The organism is Halobacterium sp. KA-6, assembly GCF_021029015.1.
Classification (GTDB): Archaea; Halobacteriota; Halobacteria; order Halobacteriales; family Halobacteriaceae; genus Halobacterium.
In genome coordinates, this window is sequence record NZ_JAJJZH010000005.1 from 196,788 (window position 1) to 212,789 (window position 16,002).

13 protein-coding genes and 6 pseudogenes are annotated in these 16,002 nt (G+C 57.4%); 9 read left to right on the forward strand and 10 right to left on the reverse strand.

The window, feature by feature from the left end; translation table 11 throughout:
• Nucleotides 1-280: 280 nt before the first annotated feature.
• Together LPA46_RS19210 and LPA46_RS19215 are read right to left on the reverse strand one after the other, a co-directional pair.
• Entirely contained in the window at nucleotides 281-415 is a 135-nt protein-coding gene (locus LPA46_RS19210) for a DUF7261 family protein (RefSeq protein WP_442908246.1), read from the reverse strand.
• Nucleotides 403-540: a DUF7262 family protein gene (locus tag LPA46_RS19215; protein ID WP_442908251.1), complete on the reverse strand. Its 138-nt coding sequence runs from the start codon at nucleotides 538-540 to the stop codon at nucleotides 403-405. Before LPA46_RS19215 ends, LPA46_RS19210 begins: the two co-directional genes overlap by 13 nt.
• A gap of 49 nt (nucleotides 541-589) precedes the next feature.
• On the opposite strand from LPA46_RS19215, the pseudogene LPA46_RS19220 reads away from it, so the two are divergent.
• The 4 genes and pseudogenes from LPA46_RS19220 to LPA46_RS12020 form a co-directional block, all read left to right on the forward strand.
• Nucleotides 590-945: pseudogene (locus LPA46_RS19220) on the forward strand (hypothetical protein); the annotation flags it as partial.
• 80 nt (nucleotides 946-1,025) lie between these two features.
• Nucleotides 1,026-2,192: a mandelate racemase/muconate lactonizing enzyme family protein gene (locus LPA46_RS12010; protein ID WP_230892694.1), complete on the forward strand. Its 1,167-nt coding sequence runs from the start codon at nucleotides 1,026-1,028 to the stop codon at nucleotides 2,190-2,192.
• Nucleotides 2,193-2,264: 72 nt separating this feature from the next.
• Nucleotides 2,265-2,535, forward strand: a pseudogene (locus tag LPA46_RS12015) (SDR family NAD(P)-dependent oxidoreductase); the annotation flags it as partial.
• Between the two features lie 213 nt (nucleotides 2,536-2,748).
• Nucleotides 2,749-3,126: a Rid family detoxifying hydrolase gene (locus LPA46_RS12020; RefSeq protein ID WP_230892695.1), complete on the forward strand. Its 378-nt coding sequence runs from the start codon at nucleotides 2,749-2,751 to the stop codon at nucleotides 3,124-3,126.
• 170 nt (nucleotides 3,127-3,296) lie between these two features.
• Here LPA46_RS12020 and LPA46_RS12025 read toward each other — a convergent pair.
• A pseudogene (locus LPA46_RS12025) lies at nucleotides 3,297-3,456 on the reverse strand (IS6 family transposase); the annotation flags it as partial.
• Nucleotides 3,457-3,540: 84 nt separating this feature from the next.
• On the opposite strand from LPA46_RS12025, the gene LPA46_RS12030 reads away from it, so the two are divergent.
• Both LPA46_RS12030 and LPA46_RS12035 read left to right on the forward strand, forming a co-directional pair.
• Nucleotides 3,541-4,425 carry an IS1595 family transposase gene (locus LPA46_RS12030; RefSeq protein WP_230892696.1) on the forward strand — a complete coding sequence of 295 codons (885 nt, stop codon included), beginning with the start codon at nucleotides 3,541-3,543 and terminating at the stop codon, nucleotides 4,423-4,425.
• Between the two features lie 154 nt (nucleotides 4,426-4,579).
• Nucleotides 4,580-5,359 (forward strand): DUF7260 family protein, encoded by a 780-nt coding sequence (locus LPA46_RS12035; protein ID WP_230892697.1) that lies wholly within the window; start codon nucleotides 4,580-4,582, stop codon nucleotides 5,357-5,359.
• A 317-nt stretch (nucleotides 5,360-5,676) separates the two neighbouring features.
• Here LPA46_RS12035 and LPA46_RS12040 read toward each other — a convergent pair.
• Nucleotides 5,677-5,757: pseudogene (locus LPA46_RS12040) on the reverse strand (IS6 family transposase); the annotation flags it as partial.
• A gap of 93 nt (nucleotides 5,758-5,850) precedes the next feature.
• On the opposite strand from LPA46_RS12040, the gene ppc reads away from it, so the two are divergent.
• The gene (gene ppc, locus LPA46_RS12045; RefSeq protein WP_230892698.1) at nucleotides 5,851-8,544 is read left to right on the forward strand and encodes a phosphoenolpyruvate carboxylase; all 2,694 of its coding nucleotides are present in this window, start codon (nucleotides 5,851-5,853) and stop codon (nucleotides 8,542-8,544) included.
• Nucleotides 8,545-8,645: 101 nt separating this feature from the next.
• On the opposite strand, the pseudogene LPA46_RS12050 reads toward ppc, so the two are convergent.
• Both LPA46_RS12050 and LPA46_RS12055 read right to left on the reverse strand, forming a co-directional pair.
• Nucleotides 8,646-8,786 (reverse strand): annotated as a pseudogene (locus LPA46_RS12050) (IS1595 family transposase); the annotation flags it as partial.
• A gap of 291 nt (nucleotides 8,787-9,077) precedes the next feature.
• The gene (locus tag LPA46_RS12055) at nucleotides 9,078-10,328 is read right to left on the reverse strand and encodes a Cdc6/Cdc18 family protein (protein ID WP_230892699.1); all 1,251 of its coding nucleotides are present in this window, start codon (nucleotides 10,326-10,328) and stop codon (nucleotides 9,078-9,080) included.
• Nucleotides 10,329-10,898: 570 nt separating this feature from the next.
• On the opposite strand from LPA46_RS12055, the pseudogene LPA46_RS12060 reads away from it, so the two are divergent.
• Nucleotides 10,899-11,322, forward strand: a pseudogene (locus tag LPA46_RS12060) (ParA family protein); the annotation flags it as partial.
• Between the two features lie 597 nt (nucleotides 11,323-11,919).
• Here LPA46_RS12060 and LPA46_RS12065 read toward each other — a convergent pair.
• On the reverse strand, nucleotides 11,920-12,258 hold the full coding sequence (locus tag LPA46_RS12065) for an HVO_A0114 family putative DNA-binding protein (RefSeq protein WP_230892701.1): 339 nt from the start codon (nucleotides 12,256-12,258) through the stop codon (nucleotides 11,920-11,922).
• Nucleotides 12,259-12,447: 189 nt separating this feature from the next.
• On the opposite strand from LPA46_RS12065, the gene LPA46_RS19225 reads away from it, so the two are divergent.
• Complete coding sequence (locus LPA46_RS19225; RefSeq protein ID WP_442908247.1) at nucleotides 12,448-12,792, forward strand: DUF7718 family protein; 345 nt, start codon at nucleotides 12,448-12,450, stop codon at nucleotides 12,790-12,792.
• A 682-nt stretch (nucleotides 12,793-13,474) separates the two neighbouring features.
• Here the strand turns inward: LPA46_RS19225 and LPA46_RS12075 are convergent.
• Genes LPA46_RS12075 through LPA46_RS12085 form a run of 3 tightly spaced genes read right to left on the reverse strand, consistent with a single transcriptional unit; the run spans nucleotide 13,475 to nucleotide 15,953 of the window.
• On the reverse strand, nucleotides 13,475-14,725 hold the full coding sequence (locus LPA46_RS12075; RefSeq protein ID WP_230892703.1) for a phage integrase SAM-like domain-containing protein: 1,251 nt from the start codon (nucleotides 14,723-14,725) through the stop codon (nucleotides 13,475-13,477).
• 30 nt (nucleotides 14,726-14,755) lie between these two features.
• On the reverse strand, nucleotides 14,756-15,265 hold the full coding sequence (locus tag LPA46_RS12080; RefSeq protein WP_230890381.1) for a DNA-binding protein: 510 nt from the start codon (nucleotides 15,263-15,265) through the stop codon (nucleotides 14,756-14,758).
• Nucleotides 15,258-15,953, reverse strand: coding sequence for a nucleotidyltransferase domain-containing protein (locus tag LPA46_RS12085; protein ID WP_230890382.1), 696 nt, complete (start codon nucleotides 15,951-15,953; stop codon nucleotides 15,258-15,260). The genes LPA46_RS12080 and LPA46_RS12085 overlap by 8 nt, the downstream gene beginning before the upstream one ends.
• Between the last annotated feature and the right edge of the window lie 49 nt (nucleotides 15,954-16,002).

The window sequence follows — 16,002 nt, forward strand, 5'->3', positions numbered from 1 at the left end:
CCGGCGCGCTCGACCAGTTCCCGGCTCGAATTAGTTATAATACGTTGTATACTGATGAAAATTAGAGTGCTTATGATGATATTCCGTCTCTCGACGTCGTTCAATGGGCCGACGCGAAACGAGCGACACACACGGAGAAGCGAAGCTTAGGCCCCTGATCCCGTCCATACCGGCCTGGTTCCGAAGGATCGTTCTCAGATGATCGCATCGCCTCCACTCCGGACCTGTATCCGGAGTGCATTGCCGTAAACGGCGAGTACGTCGGGTTATTCCCGGACAATCACTTTGAACCGCTCGCTCGGACGCCGTCATGATAGCCGAGTTGGAGATACACGAACACGAGCACGACGAACGCGACGGCCACGAACACGGCTGCCACAAGGACCATCTGGCCGCGCCGACTCACGCGTACCACATCCGGATGGTTACCGGTCCCTCGGTGGTCGTGACGGTCGCTTGGCCGGTCTCGACGCCGCGTGGAACCGGATACCCGACGGCACCGCGGGACGTCACAAGGCGAAACAGCAGATTAGCCGGCAGGACCCGTCCGACGCGCGGTCGAAGTGATCCTCGCTCACGCCGAAACGAAGCGTCATCAGGTGAGACGCCTCTTGGCTACTACGTTGGAAGCCCGAGGCCGGGCGAGAGTGGATTGTCGGTGCGTACCTCGACCGCCTGGCTGAACACGTCAACTACTACTGTTTACTGGCCTACGAATCCTCACGTGCGGCTGTCCTCGACGATTACCGGACGGTCGATGCACTTACGCCAGACGTACCACTCCACGTCGGCATCCTGCCCGGGTACCCTGCCAACCACGACGAGATAACTGTCGTCGACATCGTCGACGAACTTCAGTCCATGAGCGTCCCGCGAGTGTCCTTCTACAACTACGGACTCCTACCCGAACAGTCACTCAACTGGATCGAACCAGCGATTCACTGACAGCGCTGAGTTGCCTCGAATCTAGTGTTGTTCGGCGACAAGCCGGTAGATTCTTTGGGCCTTCGGTGCCAGAACCTCACATGGAGATCATCGACGTGACAGCTACGACTGTCGACGTACCGCTCGTCGATCTTGAGGAACGCCTTGGGATCGGTCCGTACGTCACCAATCACGGACAAGTCAACTCGATGGAGCGTGTTCTCGTCCGCGTAGACACCGACGAAGGAATGTCGGGGTGGGGAGAGATGCGCACCTTCCTCTCGCCCGCAGCCACGGAGTCAATCCTCGAAGACGGTATTGCCCCGCTAATCAAGGGCCAGTCCCCCTTTGAGACCGAACGCCTCCGTCGGCAGGTGTTCATCGAGTACACGAATGTTGAACTATTCTTCGCTGCCGTCGAAACCGCCTGCTGGGACATCGTTGGCAAGGCACTTGGAAAGCCCGTGTTCGAACTCCTCGGTGGTGCGAGCGCTCCCCAGCAAACCACTGCAATGAACGCCGACGCGGCGAACGCCAAGTCTGAGACCGATCGCGACATCGAGTTCGCGTTCTGCCTCGGTATCCTCCCACCGGCTGAATCCCGCACCAAAGCTCGCGAGGCGCTTGACTCCGGATTCTCGGTCCTCAAGACGAAGGCTGGCCGTGACTGGCAGCAAGACATCGCCCGCATCGAGGCGATGCATGATGAGGTCAATGGGGAACTTGAGTTCCGTCTAGATCCAAACCAGGGCTGGTCGCTCGACCAGGCCGTCCGTATCGGGGCCGCCCTCGAGGACTCGGGAATATACCTCCAGTATATGGAACAGCCAATCCGGGTTAATTCCCACGACTCGCTCTCGACGCTTCGACAGCGACTCCGACAGCCGATAGCCCCCAACGAAGACACCTATATACCCAACAATATCCGTTCACTCATCGAGACAGGATCGATGGACGTAGCCGTCCTCGACCTGACGCCCGCAGGTGGTATCGGCGGTCTCAGACAACAGGCCGCCATCGTCGAGGATGCGGGTATTCCGTACACTCACCACTGCGCTTTCGACCTAGGGATCAGAACCGCAGCCATCCTCCATGCAGTCCATGGTCTTCCCGGCTTCTCGCTCCCGCCAGACACTACCTACTACGCCTGGGAGGACGACATCATCGAAGAGCCATTCCAGGTCACTGACGGCTGTATGACCGTTCCAGACGACCCTGGATTGGGCATCGACATCGATCTTGACGTGGTCGAAGAATATCAGGTTTGATCGAAGAGATTCCGTCCTAGCTGCTGCTGGAGAGTATCCTTCTTTGTTTCGGCAAGCTTCGCTTACACCGATATGATTGAGCTATCCCTATCTGACCGTCCAGCAATCATCACTGGCGCGTCCAGAGGGATCGGCCGCCAAATTGCGACGACATTTGCCGCGGCGGGTGGCGATGTCGCCATCTGCTTGCGGTCGTACGAGGATGTCGAACCAGTAGCTGTAACAGATTATGGACGCACATGACGGGCGCGTCGTCCCTGTTAAGTGCGACGAAACTGAGGGCGAAGAGGTTCGCGAATTCGTCGACACTGCTATCGAGGAGTTCGGTAACCTACACTCTCTGAGTTCACGGGTGTTACAGTCTCTCCGAACAAAGACACAGTCTGGCGAGGGAAAATTTCACTATCTGGGCGGAAAGAATGACCTCAATTCGCGGCGTGGAATCCCATGAATACTCTCGAACCGGACTACCATCAGCCGTCGGAGTTCGGGCGTCTCGTCTTCGGGTAAAACAACGACCGACAGATTCAATGGAGAGTTGTGTCTTCGTGGTCACATGGAGGAGATTGAAACTAAGCACGCCCCGAGTGCAATCGGACCGTACTCACAGGGTATCAAGGACGACGGCCGCGTTTATGTGTCAGGACAAGGGCCAGTAGATCCCGAATCAGGAGATGTTGTCTCAGACGATGTCCGCGAGCAGACCGCTCAGACGGTGGAAAACCTCGCCGCAATTCTGGAGGCCGCAGGGGCGTCACTCGACGACATACTGAAGGCAAACGTGTACGTCACCGATATGGACGATTACGAGGCAGTAAACGACGTGTATGCGGAGTATATGAACGAACCGTATCCAGCTCGAGCGGCCGTCGAAGTATCACGTCTCCCAATCGACATAAAGGTCGAGGTTGAGGTCGTTGCAGCCACAGATTGAGATTCTCCTCACGCTAAACGCAAGGATTTCACCGGCACTGTCTAGTTGAGTTAGTTTGAGAAGCGAGCAGGTCTTGAGTAACTTGTTCAGAGATGCTCGCAGACCTGCTCAGCGAGAGCTATGAACCGGATGGAACTGGGATCATCGAAAGAAAGGTGATCAAACAGCGCTAATTTGTTTGAGTTGGGATTGACGGCAGCGTACAGCCAGTACTGCTGGCCGTCGATGTGGATCACCGTTTCGTCAACCGCACTGATCCGGACACACATCGCTGGCGGGCTGTAAATCAGATTTCCCCAACCAGTCATGGATGGCTTTCCGCGAGCGCTCTTCGGAAGCAGGTTGTTGGTCGAGTAGAGCTGGCGCTGTTGAAGCGTAGCGGGCAAGGGTGACGCGGTAGCGTCACCCGATGCAATGTTCCCAGTTGAATTGCTGCACTCAGAGGCGAACGCCGCGAACCTGCTGGAGCAGGTTCGCTGGCGTGATGGCCTCTACTGCCCGCGCTGCCGGTCTGAGTCAGTGATCAAACACGGCAGCTATCGGCAGTATCATCGGTATCTCTGTAAGGATTGCGACCGCACGTTCAACCCCAAGACCGCCACGATCTTCGCGCACGCGAAGATCGGCCTTGACAAGCTCTTGTTCGCGTTCTACACGTTACTCCGGTTCAACACGAGTATTCGTCAACTAGACGCTGAACTCGACGTCTCCTACCGGTCGCTTCGGCGGCGCGTCGAGCAGTTCGCCAGAACGCTCGACGCGCCAGCTATCGATCTCGTTGGCCCAGTCGAAATCGACGAAGTGTACGTCACTGCAGGGCTGAAAGGCCGCGAGCGCGGCCAGGAGTCGCGCTCGCGTGGCCTCTCAAAACGTGGTTGTGGAAGCTACGCCGAAGACAAGCCACCAGTGTTCACACTCGTTGATCGCGGCACCGATCAGCGATACGTCGTCCCAGCGAAATCCGCTGACGAATCAACCGTGCGACTCCTCCTCGGCGACCACGAGGAGGAGTCGCTTACCGTCTACACCGACGGATTTCGAGCATACGATCCACTCGAAGACGACGAGAATTTTCAGCGAGAAGCGGTGATTCACGGCGAGGGCGAATACGTCGATGAAGACGCACACGTGAACACCTGCGAGAGCCACGCGTCGCTGACGCGACGGTGGCTCTCGCCGCATCGAGGCGTCTCAAAAGACAAGCTGACGCCTTATCTCAGAGCATTCCAGCTCCGGCGACGAATCTTCCGCAAACCAGGTCGAGAGGCTCTCAAAGAGATCGTCCGAACCGTGCTCTAACTCACCAACAATGTGCTTCCCATGAGCGTTCCGCGAGAATGGTGATAGTATTCTCGACGGTGATCTCAAGGTCATCGTGCTAATGACGTAACATTCGGCGCTCGAATGGTTTCCGGCAGTAGATTTTTGCACCATGTTACTGTAAGACACACGTATGAGAGATGCAGATAGTAAATGGAACCCACAGTACTTCGTGGACTCTCTCCAGCAGCACGTGCTCGCGCCGCTGTCGACGGCCGAGTGCCGCCTCGATCGGGAGCACGCCGAAGTGAACGTCGAACGAGTCGCTTTTAAGGCGTTCCGCGAACGCCTGGATAGCATCGACCCGGCACCGTCGACGCCGCCGGACCGGGCGACACGACTTGCGAATCACGCGTCTACGACCGACAGAGTCGACCGCGTTCGTACTGCCTACCGCGAAACCGTCCTGAACATGCCACACTATGACGACACGTACGACGAGTCGCTCGTCGAACACCTCGCCGGCGAGTTCGGCCCGGAAATCGCGGAGGGCGTTCAGCCCAAGTCGTCGGTGTCGTTCACTGCAGCGTACAAGCACGTACTCATGGGGGCAGCGGCGGAAGCAGTGCGCAGACGTGAGGACTTCCTCGAAACGCTCGACAAAGAAGTACGGTCAATCGAGTCGGCGCGGACGATCCTCAAGGACGTCTTCGCCACGCTGGACACGACAATAATTCCAGAGTGGCACTGCGAGTCGTTCACGGAACAACTCGATGCCGTCGCGCAGCGCCGTCAACGAACGATTCAGCAACGGAACTCCGTTCCCCGCTTTGGCGAACACTCCCTATGCGCGTACCTCTACGATGATGAACCGTGGACGTACCCAGTGTTGACGGCGGTTGCGCGGACGCGGGAAGCTGTCAGCCTCGAACGCTCGACCAGCCCGGGAACCACGAACTCCGCTCGCGGCTGACCCCATCTCGGGAGACGGAATTCGTGTCGAATCATCTATTCTATTCGCATCGATAGGTGACAGATATTTCTCGGGGAGATCGGCCTTGGAGCGGGCTATCTCACCGACCACTCCACTTCTCGTACGATTTCCTCGTCAAGAGCGACTCCGAACTTTTCTTTCGTCATAGCTACGACAAGCGAAGAACAGCGTGCACCAAGTACACGGCGCTTTCAATTCGTCAGATCCGATTCAGCAAACCATGTGAACCCTTCTATGACACCCTCGTTGTCGGGAACGATGCCGGTTCAGTCGTTGTCACCACGGTCGCTGGCGGCCCACTCGGGAGTCCGATCTCGCTCCACAAACGACAAGTCTATCCACGCGATACTCTCACTGAGGCGGTCGATTTCTGCCATAGACACTCAGAACTCGTCCGACTCATCCTCTAACTTAACGCGACCATGGGGCACAACCAAACAGTCATTAGTATGGGATTACGGGTTGGCTACATGGAGTTACATGGTCGGAGCGTGCGGCAGGACGTTCGCGAACTCGGTGAGACTCTCGGAGATGTCATTTCCAGCCACGCATCGGATATCTCGTTCGAAGCCGTCGAGGCAGCCCGCACCGCCGCCATCGACTATCGCAACGGTGACGCACCGGACCGACGACCACTCGAACGATCGCTCAGACAGAACTCGGAAGACGTCAACACAGACATCGCCCGCGCGTTCACGAACTACTTCGAACTCATCAATCTCGCCGAAGAACGCGAACGCGTCCGGGCCCTCCGCCGCGGCGAACACGAGAGCCGCCTCGGGGACAGTCTCCGCGCGGCCGTCGAAACTCTCGCCGACGAGGGCGCAACATCCGAAGCCGTCGCCCGCGTCCTGGAGGACGTTCGTGTCACACCGACTTTCACCGCGCACCCTACCGAGGCACGTCGCAAGACCGTAAAGGCCACCCTCCAGCGCGTCAGCGACCTTATTGAGGAGCTCGACGAACGCCGCCTCACCGACAAAGAACGGGAGGCCAAACTCAAGCGCCTCGACGCCCTCGTCGAGAGCCTGTGGACGACCCGCCAGGTCCGCGAACGACGGCCGGAACCGTTCGACGAATCCCGAAACGTCCACTGGTATCTCGCCAACGTCATCTTTGACGTCGTCCCCCAGGTCTACGAGGAACTCGAAGACGCACTCGAGGCCGAGTACGACGACCCACCCGAGGTTCCCCAGGTCCTTGACTTCCGCTCTTGGGCCGGTAGTGACCGTGACGGCAACCCTTACGTCACCCCCGAAGTCACCGAGAAGACCCTTGACCGCCAGCGCCGACTCGTCGTCGAGCGCTATCAGGAAACCCTCGCCGACATCGCCGGCGTCCTCAGCCAGGACGCCACCCGCGTCAATGTCAACGGCCTCCCCGAATCCCTCCAAACCGACGCCCACGCCGTTCCTAGCGTCGTCGAACGCACGAACGAACGCTACCCCGACGAACCCTTCCGCCAGAAGGTCGCCGTCATGCTCGAACGCGTTACCCGCGTCGACGGCGTCCAGCCCGGCGGCTACGAGGATTCGGCGGCCTTCCACGACGAACTCGAACTCCTCACCGAGGCACTCCGGAACGCCGGCCTCGACGACGTCGCTACGGAGTACGTTGACCCACTCATCCGGCAGGTCGAGACCTTCGGCTTCCACCTCGCCGCCCTCGACCTTCGCGACCACCAGCAGATGCACACCGGTGCCCTCGAACAGGCCCTCTCGCAGAAGAACATCGACTACACCGGGATGAATGAGGACGAACGCGTCGAGTTCCTCACGGACGCCATCCTTCAGGACCAACCCGTCCTCGACCTCACCGACACCGAGGGACTCAACGACGACGCGAGCCGCGTGTTGCACCGTTTCGACGCCCTTGCGGACTGGCAGCGCGAGTACGGCCCCGAGGCCATCGACATGTACGCCATCAGCATGACCGAGGAACCCAGCCACGTCCTCGAGGTCCTCTTCCTCGCCGACCAGGCCGGCGTCACCAGCCTCCCCGACCACGCCGGCATCGATATCGTCCCTCTCCTAGAGACCGAATCCGCACTCTCCGGTGCCCGCCACATCATGGGCACCCTCTTCGAGAACGACGCCTACGGCCAGAGCCTCCAAGCGCGCGACGGCGTCCAGGAGATCATGCTCGGGTACTCGGATTCCAACAAGGAGAACGGCTTCCTTGCCGCGAACTGGGAACTCGACCGCGCCCAGCGCCGCCTCGCCCAGATCACCGACGACTATGGGGTCGGTCTCCGTTTCTTTCACGGCCGCGGCGGCTCCATTTCCCGTGGTGGCGGCCCCATGAACGAAGCCCTCCTCGCCCTCCCCAAAGAGACCATCTCTGGCGAGGTCAAGTTCACCCAACAGGGCGAAGCCATCGCCGAAACATATGGAAATCCGCGCGTTGCCGAGCGCGAACTTGAACAGATGCTCAACGCCCAGGTCCGGTCCCGGCACGCCGCCGTCACCAAGCCAGATGACCCCCTCCCCAACCACTGGGAGGATGCCATGGACACCATGGCCGAAGCCGCCCGCGGCGCCTATCGTGACCTCCTCGAAACCGAGGGATTCGTCTCCTACTTCGAGCAAGCCACCCCAATCACTGTCATCGAACAGCTCAACCTCGGCTCCCGCCCCGCTTCCCGAAGCGGCGAGCGTAGCGTCGAGGACCTCCGCGCCATCCCCTGGGTGTTCTCCTGGACCCAGTCCCGCTGTATTATACCCGGCTGGTACGGCCTCGGCACCGGCATCCAGACCTACCTCGACCAGGGCGGCAACCCCAAAGTGCTCCGCGAGATGTACGAGGAGTGGCCCGTCTTCCAGACCACTCTCGATAACGCCGCGCTCAGCCTCGCTCGCACCGAGATGGAGATCGCCAGCAAATACGCTAATCTCGCCGAAGACAACCTCCGCGAGGATTTCTTCCCACGCATCCAGGCTGAGTACGAAACCGCGAACGGCCACGTCCTCGACATCACTCAGCGCGACGACCTCGTCGACCGCCCATGGCTCCGCGAGAGCCTCGACCGCCGCAACCCCTACGTCGACCCACTCAACTATCTCCAGATCAACCTCCTCAACCAAAGTCACCGTACCGACCAGGTAGAACGCACACTCCGCCTGACGGTCAAAGGAATCGCCGCCGGCATGAAGAACACCGGCTGAAAATTTTCACCGGCCACTCATAGGCGATGCCACAAGAAAAAGTAGAACGCTCTTGCGTAGGAGATTGCCGATTCGCTCATGGGAAGCACGTTGTTGGTAAGTCAGAGTATAGATCGAACGGCCTCTTTGAGAGCTTCTTGACCAGGTTTACGTAGAATTCGCCGACGAAGTTGGTGGGCTCTAAGATAGGGCGTGAGCTTATCTTTTGAGATGCCTCCATACAGCGAGAGCCGCCGTCGGGCTCGCGTGGTCTGAACGATACGCCCGGAAGAGAGTATTCCCGACGGTTGCGAATGTATTCGGTATCTGTAAAGTGCGTCATCGAGGCAGAGCTCACATCATTGACGAGCGAACCATCGTTGTGGGCGAGCAGGTGGGTGTGCCACCACCCCGGCCGTCGAATGTAAATGCCGCATAACGCCACGTCTGACGCATGTACGACAGCATCAAAAACTCTGCGTAGCTGGCAATGTTACAGAGTACGACAGGACACACCAGGTGTCGAATGAAACCAGTTGCCCGCTCCTAGCGCGTTAAATGTTTACGTTATTAACGTCAGCAAATCGGTCATCCTGGTGAATAACTTGCTTAACGACCTCAGGATCTTCCATCAGGAAGTAGTAATGTGTAACACCTTGCCCGCGGCCACGACCGACGCGTTCAGACCGGCCGAGAATATCAAGGAACACTTGTTCACCGAGCCGGTCAGCCATCCGCCGATGCGAGAGTGTATCCATATCTAAGAGTGCCGTAAGTTGCTTGTACACGTCGTATATCTGGCGTGTCGAAAATTCGCTGTCGTCAGGATTGTTGTCTGCGAGGAGTGAAAGAGAGTACACGGTGGCTTTAATCTGCGGTGGCTGCCCCTCGAGAAGTTGTGCGAACCGATCGATGTCCGCTTTCTCCCGTGCATCTCGAACGTGTTCCTCCAAGACTTGGTCCGCTCCAGCATCTTTGGCTAGCTCTCCCGCATTGCGAAGGATATCGAGCGCTTTCCGAGCATCACCGTGTTCTTGCGCAGCAAATGCAGCACTTAATGGGATCACATCATCTGTGAGAACACCATCATGGAACGCGTCAGACCGGTTATGCATGATATTTCGAAGTTGGTTGGCGTCGTACGGTGGGAATACGAATTCCCGGTCTTGCAGACTACTGAGCACGCGTTCATCGAGCGTATCTTTGAACGAGATCTTGTTACTAATGGCGATGATGCCGACTTTACAGGAGTCGACTTTCCCAGCTTCCCCCGCGCGTGACAGTTGCATCAGTATCTCGCTGTCCTTGAGTTTGTCAATCTCGTCGAGGATAATAACGGCTACATCGTACAGTTCGTCGAGAATATCCCAGAGTCGGTGGTAGTAGACGTCGGTTGAGAGTCCGGTAACAGGGATCGAGATGTTCGTTGCTTCTGGGCTGTTGAGGTTTCGAGCGATATTGATGACGACGCGGGTTTCCGTTGTGGATTGCGTGCAGTCGATGTAGACACGCCCCATGTCTGTGTCGTTGGTTTCAGCGAATTGCTTGGCGCTTTGTGTGACGTGTTTCGCTACGAGTGATTTCCCAGTCCCGGTTTTCCCGTAAATGAGTGTGTTCCGTGGGGATTTGCCACGGACTGCGGGGTGGATACTGGAGGCCACGTCTTCGATCTCTTCGTCACGGCCGATGATCCGATCTTCGTCGGGAATATGGTCGATGTCAAGGAGTTCTTTCCTGGCGAAGATGGCGTCCTCACTCGCCCAGATATCGTTGAGTGATTGTTGCGACCCGGTGTTATCGGCCATACACTCGACACCCGGTTGAATGCATATAAATCCACAGGTCTGTCCACCCCAGGTGTCGAATGTAAACACCGAAAATCAGGACTTTTACGCCCTATAGACAGGACTAAGTAAAGTACGCCACACCATCCGTCGGATGAAGATTGAGGGTCGACCGTCGAGTGTAAACCGTGACATGTGTGGCGGTAATTACGGCACGGTTCTGAGACACCCACACCCCAGGTGTCGAATGTAAGTCCCTAAAATACCCAGGTAAAGACGCTTACAACGCTATACAGTATTAATAACAGATTACAGATGATGTGGGAATTCCCAAAACAGGCTATCCTAGGGGAAAGATATAACTTATTAGCGGTAAAACAGTAACCGTACTGCAACAAAGTAAAAGAGAAAAGGAGCGGCTAGCTCCTTCTTCCTATTCCTCCAGAACAAAAACGCGAGTATTAGCCTGTCTCTCCTGCTTCTCGTATGGATTTACACTCGACACCTGGGGTGTGTGCCCGAGACCATCTATCTTTCTTCGAGGAGAGAAAATCTCTCTCCAGGAAACGTGAATCCGACAACGCTCGACCAATCCACGGCCAGCGGGAAGTTGCATTCCAACGCGCGGGCCCAGACACGCTTGTCATCGACCTGGACCCACAAACGATCCTCTTCGATGTCGGTGAACATCGCAGCGACCCAGACGCCGACAACATCGGCCGACACATCCTCGAACGGCCAAAGGGTGAATTTGGAGATCTCATCGAGACCAGCAGCGAGGGTGTAGACATCGTTCCAAGTCACGACATGCTTGGTGATTTTACCAGCAATCTCGAGCAGAAGATCACCTACGAGGCACAGATGGAGAGCATGGACAGAGAAGACTACCCCCGGTTTGAACTCCTCCACGACCTCCTCTGGAAGGAAGAACAACTGCAGAACGAGTACGACGCTGTTCTGATCGACCCGAATGCTAGCAGAAGACCTGCTGTTTGACATCCTCCTCCGCCTGAAGGCGGAGGAATCCCGAGCGGTGGGAGTGCCAGGTTTGCAACCACGGACGCCGCCACTTTACGGGAGTTCACATCTAACCCAGTCGTCGTGGTCGGTGGCTGTCTAGCCGTGCCAAGCGGCTGGTACTCCTATCCTCAGTGTCGGTGACTCCCAGCTGTTGTTTTTGCCAGCAGGGAGTCGCTGACACGTCGCCGGACTCGGAGGTATCGTCGGGCTTGCTCAGGCCGACGGGCACACGGCGAACCCTTCGAGGATTCGTGTTCACCGCGTCGGCGTTTCGGATACTGTCTTATTGAGTGGCGGGTAGACCGCCTCCGAAGGACGGTTCGGAATCCGCTCCATTCCGACCTGACCTTACCAACGTATAGCGGTCCTTGGAATTTGAATGGTAGGATTGGAAACTCGGCTCTGCTATTGACAGTGGAAGATGGAAACCGCTAGCAGTCGTGGGGAGGTAGATGTTTCCCGTTCGTACTTCCGGGGGAATCAGTCCGAAGACGAAAATAGCGGGAGGGCGCGTGGTAGAGATGCGAAGAAGGCCGGCTCGCGGAGCGTGTCGACTCTGAGAGGAGGTTGGAACTGCGGCAGCCGTAGTCGGTTAGACGATCGGCTCGATGACGACGTGGTCCTGCGTGAGGATAGGGCGCTTCGCCCGGCCGTCTTCCTCGTAGGTGATGATGTTATGCTCTGCTAGCTCACGGAGGTCGCGGCTGACGGCAGCCTTATCGCGGCCGAGCTGTCGAGCGAGAGCGCGGACTGACTCCGGGGAGCTCTCCTTGAGGGTGTTGATGATTTCGTGGCGCCGGTCAGTGAGGACTGCGTTTGCGGTGTCGTGGCTGACGACGTGGACGTCGTCCATGCCACCCTTTGCGAGTGCCCGGGCCATCTGTTGGCGGAGGCGCTGCTGGTCGGTTATCTGGGGTTTTGTTTCTGCCATAGTGTATTCCCTTACTGTTGTGTAACGAGGTCAACGGTGATAAGAATATCGGTAGTGCTTGAGAAGCCGACTAACGGCTGTTCTCGAATTTTATCCATTCAGTTGTGTCGAAAACTTTAAGCACCTGAAACTGTTACACGTTAGTAGGGACAAACCTACTCTACCAGCATCTCATCTCAACTATCTACTATGGCAGGATTCGATTATACCTACGAGATTCAGGAGTACAGACAGAGAACCTACCAGATAGGCGTTCGAGTGGACCCATCTTTCAACACCGTTGAATCGTTCGCTGTCGTTCTGTTCTTCCGCCGAGCCGACGGTGAACGTGTCACGGTGGCGAAGGTGGACAACGCCGAACACGACGAAGGGCGCATCCACATCGACCGCCACTACCGAGAGCAAAGTGCGGAAACCAAAGACTTCGACATCGACGTGACGTCGTGGGAAGAAGCCGAGGAGTACCTCCTCGAACGCTGGCGTCGGTATGCCGACCGCTATGAGGAGACCCACGGTACGTCCCACGTAGAGTAGCAGAGAAGGCAGCCCGCTTGTTCCTCGATGGCACTGCGATGCCGTTTGCGAGCTGGTAGAGAGTGCGACTACGTCCTCACTTCAACTTACGCCACTCCAATTGTTGACATCCTCCTCCGCGTAAACGCGGAGGAATCCCGAGCGGTGGGAGTGCCAGGTTTGCAGTCCAATCATCGGACTACCAGCCCTTTCGGGCACGGGTAGTCCCACGGTATCGGACTGGTGGACTGCTGACGGTGCCAAGCCGCCGTTACCCCTATCCTCAACCGTGTACGGCGTCCCTGTGTTGTTTTGGCCACGGGGACGCCGGCAAGCGTCAACGGACTTGGGGGTATCGTCTGGTTTGCTTTGAGCAGTCGGCACGGGCACACGCTTCTAGCATGTGTGTTCACCGACTGCCCTTTCGGATACTGTCGTCCGAGAGACGACGTCTCTCGTGATCACGAAAATCAGTGATTTTCGAACGACCTCGTTACGTGGGTGGACAGGCCACCTCCGAAGGACGGTTCGGAATCCGCTCCGTCCCGACCGATTCCTACTCCTCAGTAGGCCGGCCTATCACTTAAACGTCACTGTGGGAAACTCGGGGAAAGCGTTTGAACGGCGGGCTGTTAGCACAAGTGACGGCGCGTATCCACGGCCTGAAGGCCGTGGTATTGCGCCTGCTCAGCGTATTCGGGGATCAGCCGATTCCGTTATCTACGTTTTCAAGAGCCTCCGTCGCGACATCACCCAATTCACCAGCTTCAATATGCGAATAGCGCTCACGAACCATCTCCTCAGAGTTGTCTAAGTACCGAGCAGCGACAGTGTACCCAAACGCGCGGACAAGTACCTCTCCCATCCCACGTCGACCACCGTGCGGCGCGAGATAATCGTGTTTCGGATGGTCGATATCGATCTCTGCGGTCTTAGAGAGCCGTTGGAGAATCGACCGTGCGCCGTCCGTCGTGATCGACGGCGGCCGGATATCCTCATCGAGCGCTAGCAGCAGGTCACGGGCGTACTCATCACGTCGCTCAGCAATTGCCTCTGGGTGTTCCCCTCGTTCGGCTAGCTCCTCCTGAACGAGGCCTGCGAGCGTCCGTTGGTCGAACGTCGGAAACACCGGCCACCGCTCCGTCGGCGGATCCATCAGCTGGCGGTAGCTTCGCAGCGGGGAAATCACTGGATCGGGGAGACTCGCGGCGTCCCACTGCTGTTTCTTCCGGTAGACGTCCATACTCCCATCGTCGAGGGAGAGATCCTCCCAGCGAACGCCGCGCCGGCGCGGGTCGTTCGGATCCCGGAGGAGTTCCCCAACGCGGACAGCAGTGTACGCGAGAACGAACACTAGAGCCCGGTCACGAGCCGCCTTCAGCGCCGCGTAGCGCGCACGCTGCTTGTCAAGGGGGCCAGTATCCTCCGGAAGTGTCGTGTAGGCCTCGACGGCGTCGCGGACCCGTTCGTCGACGTAGCGAGTGAGGGCGTGGCGCTGTTCGGATGTCCAGGCCTGCTGGTCACCGGGCTTGCGGCCGTCGTCCTCGGGGAGGGGAGCCATCGCACTCGCCCGCTGCGCGAAGTGCGCTTCAAGGTACCCCTCGTTGACGCACCAGCCACACCATGCAGAGATATAGCGATAATAGGTTTGTACAGTATTCTGCTTAAGTCCACGATCACCAGCAAGATGCCGAGCGTACTCCCTGAAAACCCGTTCATTCAGGTCCTCAAAGATAGGTTCGCGATCGGCATCGTCAGGAACGATCCCGGTCCAATCGTCGTCACCGCGATCGCCGGCGGCCCACTCGGCGAACCGCTCAAGCTCGCGGCCGGCGTTTCGTCGATAGTTCCCGCCGTCCCCACCACGGCCTTTCCCCTTGTCCTGGAGGTATCGTTCAAACGTATTGGTGAGGGGAGTCAACTGCGTTCGGTTTGTAGATGAGTTTTGGTCCATTATAGTTCTCACGAGGATTGCTGTCTGTAGTTAATCACAGAGGCAGACTCCGCCTTCACGGATTTGACTAACTGAGAACTGGTGGACTGCAGTTGCTAATTCAGTCATCGCATCTGCTTGCTCTGCCGTCGGACGACCTCCTCCGTAATAGCTCTCCGTCCGATTTTCGCTGTAAAGAGCCTTCATCTCCTCTGCAGTATCCCGTTCAAACAGCCCGATCTGATGCGCACGGTCGTAGCCGAACTGGTGATTCTGGAACTCTTGGAGCGTATCGCTGGTCATCGAGAGCGCATACGCCTCAATCGACCGCTCGATAGCCCCGAAACAAACCTCGATGACAGCGGTATAATATCCGTCCTGTACTTGGAGTGTGTCGACGACTTCGAGTAGTCTACACGCTTTCGTCAGCTGTGTCTCCCAGTCTGCATCGGCGCTAATCCCATCTTCGAATTCAGTTCGACCACGTCCAACCATCTCGAAGGCATCTTGGGCACGCTCAAGTGCTGCGAGCACAGAATCCGGGTCCGAGCCGCTACTCATCGCCAGCACCCTCCTCCAAGAGCAGGTTTTCGACGGTTTCGAAGTCACTCGTCTTGTAGACCGGAATTCCTGAAACGATGATTTCTCGAATATCATCGGTGTAGGCCGGAATCGCTTGGACGGCCTCAACGTCGATATCGTAGGCGTACCGGTCACCATCAAATTCCATGTCTTCGAGGTCGCGTGCAATCGTGTTCGCTTCACGTTGGCTTTCCGCCCGCCCTGACCGAGTCAGCACCCAGAGATCGATATCGCTCCGTCGATCCGCATCACCCCGGGCAACACTCCCATACAAGATGATGCCGACGACGTCACTAATTATCTCCCGGAGCTTCGTGACAGCAGTTTTGACCGGCTGGTGATACTCCGGCTGGGGAATACGGAGGATCGGGTCATCTGGGATAGAGAGGCGTTGTCTGTTGATCTGTACGAGTCGCTGGTTGCTTTGAGGTGATTCGGTGATCAAGTCATTCGCACTGAGAACATTCACTGCCCGTCGGACGGACTGGTGTGAATGACCAATCTGCGTTGCGAGTTCTCGCAGTGAGAAGTCACTAAACCGATGGTTGGTTAAAAATAGAAGGACATCACTCGTTGCTTTGTGTTTGAATAAATCCGGGTCTGATGGAGGTATCGAAAGCGAAATAGATGCACCTGAGGAATCGGGATGCTCCGTCTCACGGTTCATATGCCGTAACACGGACCATTACTATATAAAACTTATACGTGTATCGGAG

Coding starts and splice junctions, on each gene's coding strand:
- LPA46_RS12010 (WP_230892694.1), top strand. CDS start 1,026: ATGGAGATCATCGACGTGACAGCTACGACTGTCGACGTACCGCTCGTC.
- LPA46_RS12020 (WP_230892695.1), top strand. CDS start 2,749: ATGGAGGAGATTGAAACTAAGCACGCCCCGAGTGCAATCGGACCGTAC.
- LPA46_RS12030 (WP_230892696.1), top strand. CDS start 3,541: ATGTTCCCAGTTGAATTGCTGCACTCAGAGGCGAACGCCGCGAACCTG.
- LPA46_RS12035 (WP_230892697.1), top strand. CDS start 4,580: ATGAGAGATGCAGATAGTAAATGGAACCCACAGTACTTCGTGGACTCT.
- ppc (WP_230892698.1), top strand. CDS start 5,851: ATGGAGTTACATGGTCGGAGCGTGCGGCAGGACGTTCGCGAACTCGGT.
- LPA46_RS12055 (WP_230892699.1), bottom strand. CDS start 10,328: ATGGCCGATAACACCGGGTCGCAACAATCACTCAACGATATCTGGGCG.
- LPA46_RS12065 (WP_230892701.1), bottom strand. CDS start 12,258: ATGGCAGAAACAAAACCCCAGATAACCGACCAGCAGCGCCTCCGCCAA.
- LPA46_RS19225 (WP_442908247.1), top strand. CDS start 12,448: ATGGCAGGATTCGATTATACCTACGAGATTCAGGAGTACAGACAGAGA.
- LPA46_RS12075 (WP_230892703.1), bottom strand. CDS start 14,725: ATGGACCAAAACTCATCTACAAACCGAACGCAGTTGACTCCCCTCACC.
- LPA46_RS12080 (WP_230890381.1), bottom strand. CDS start 15,265: ATGAGTAGCGGCTCGGACCCGGATTCTGTGCTCGCAGCACTTGAGCGT.
- LPA46_RS12085 (WP_230890382.1), bottom strand. CDS start 15,953: ATGAACCGTGAGACGGAGCATCCCGATTCCTCAGGTGCATCTATTTCG.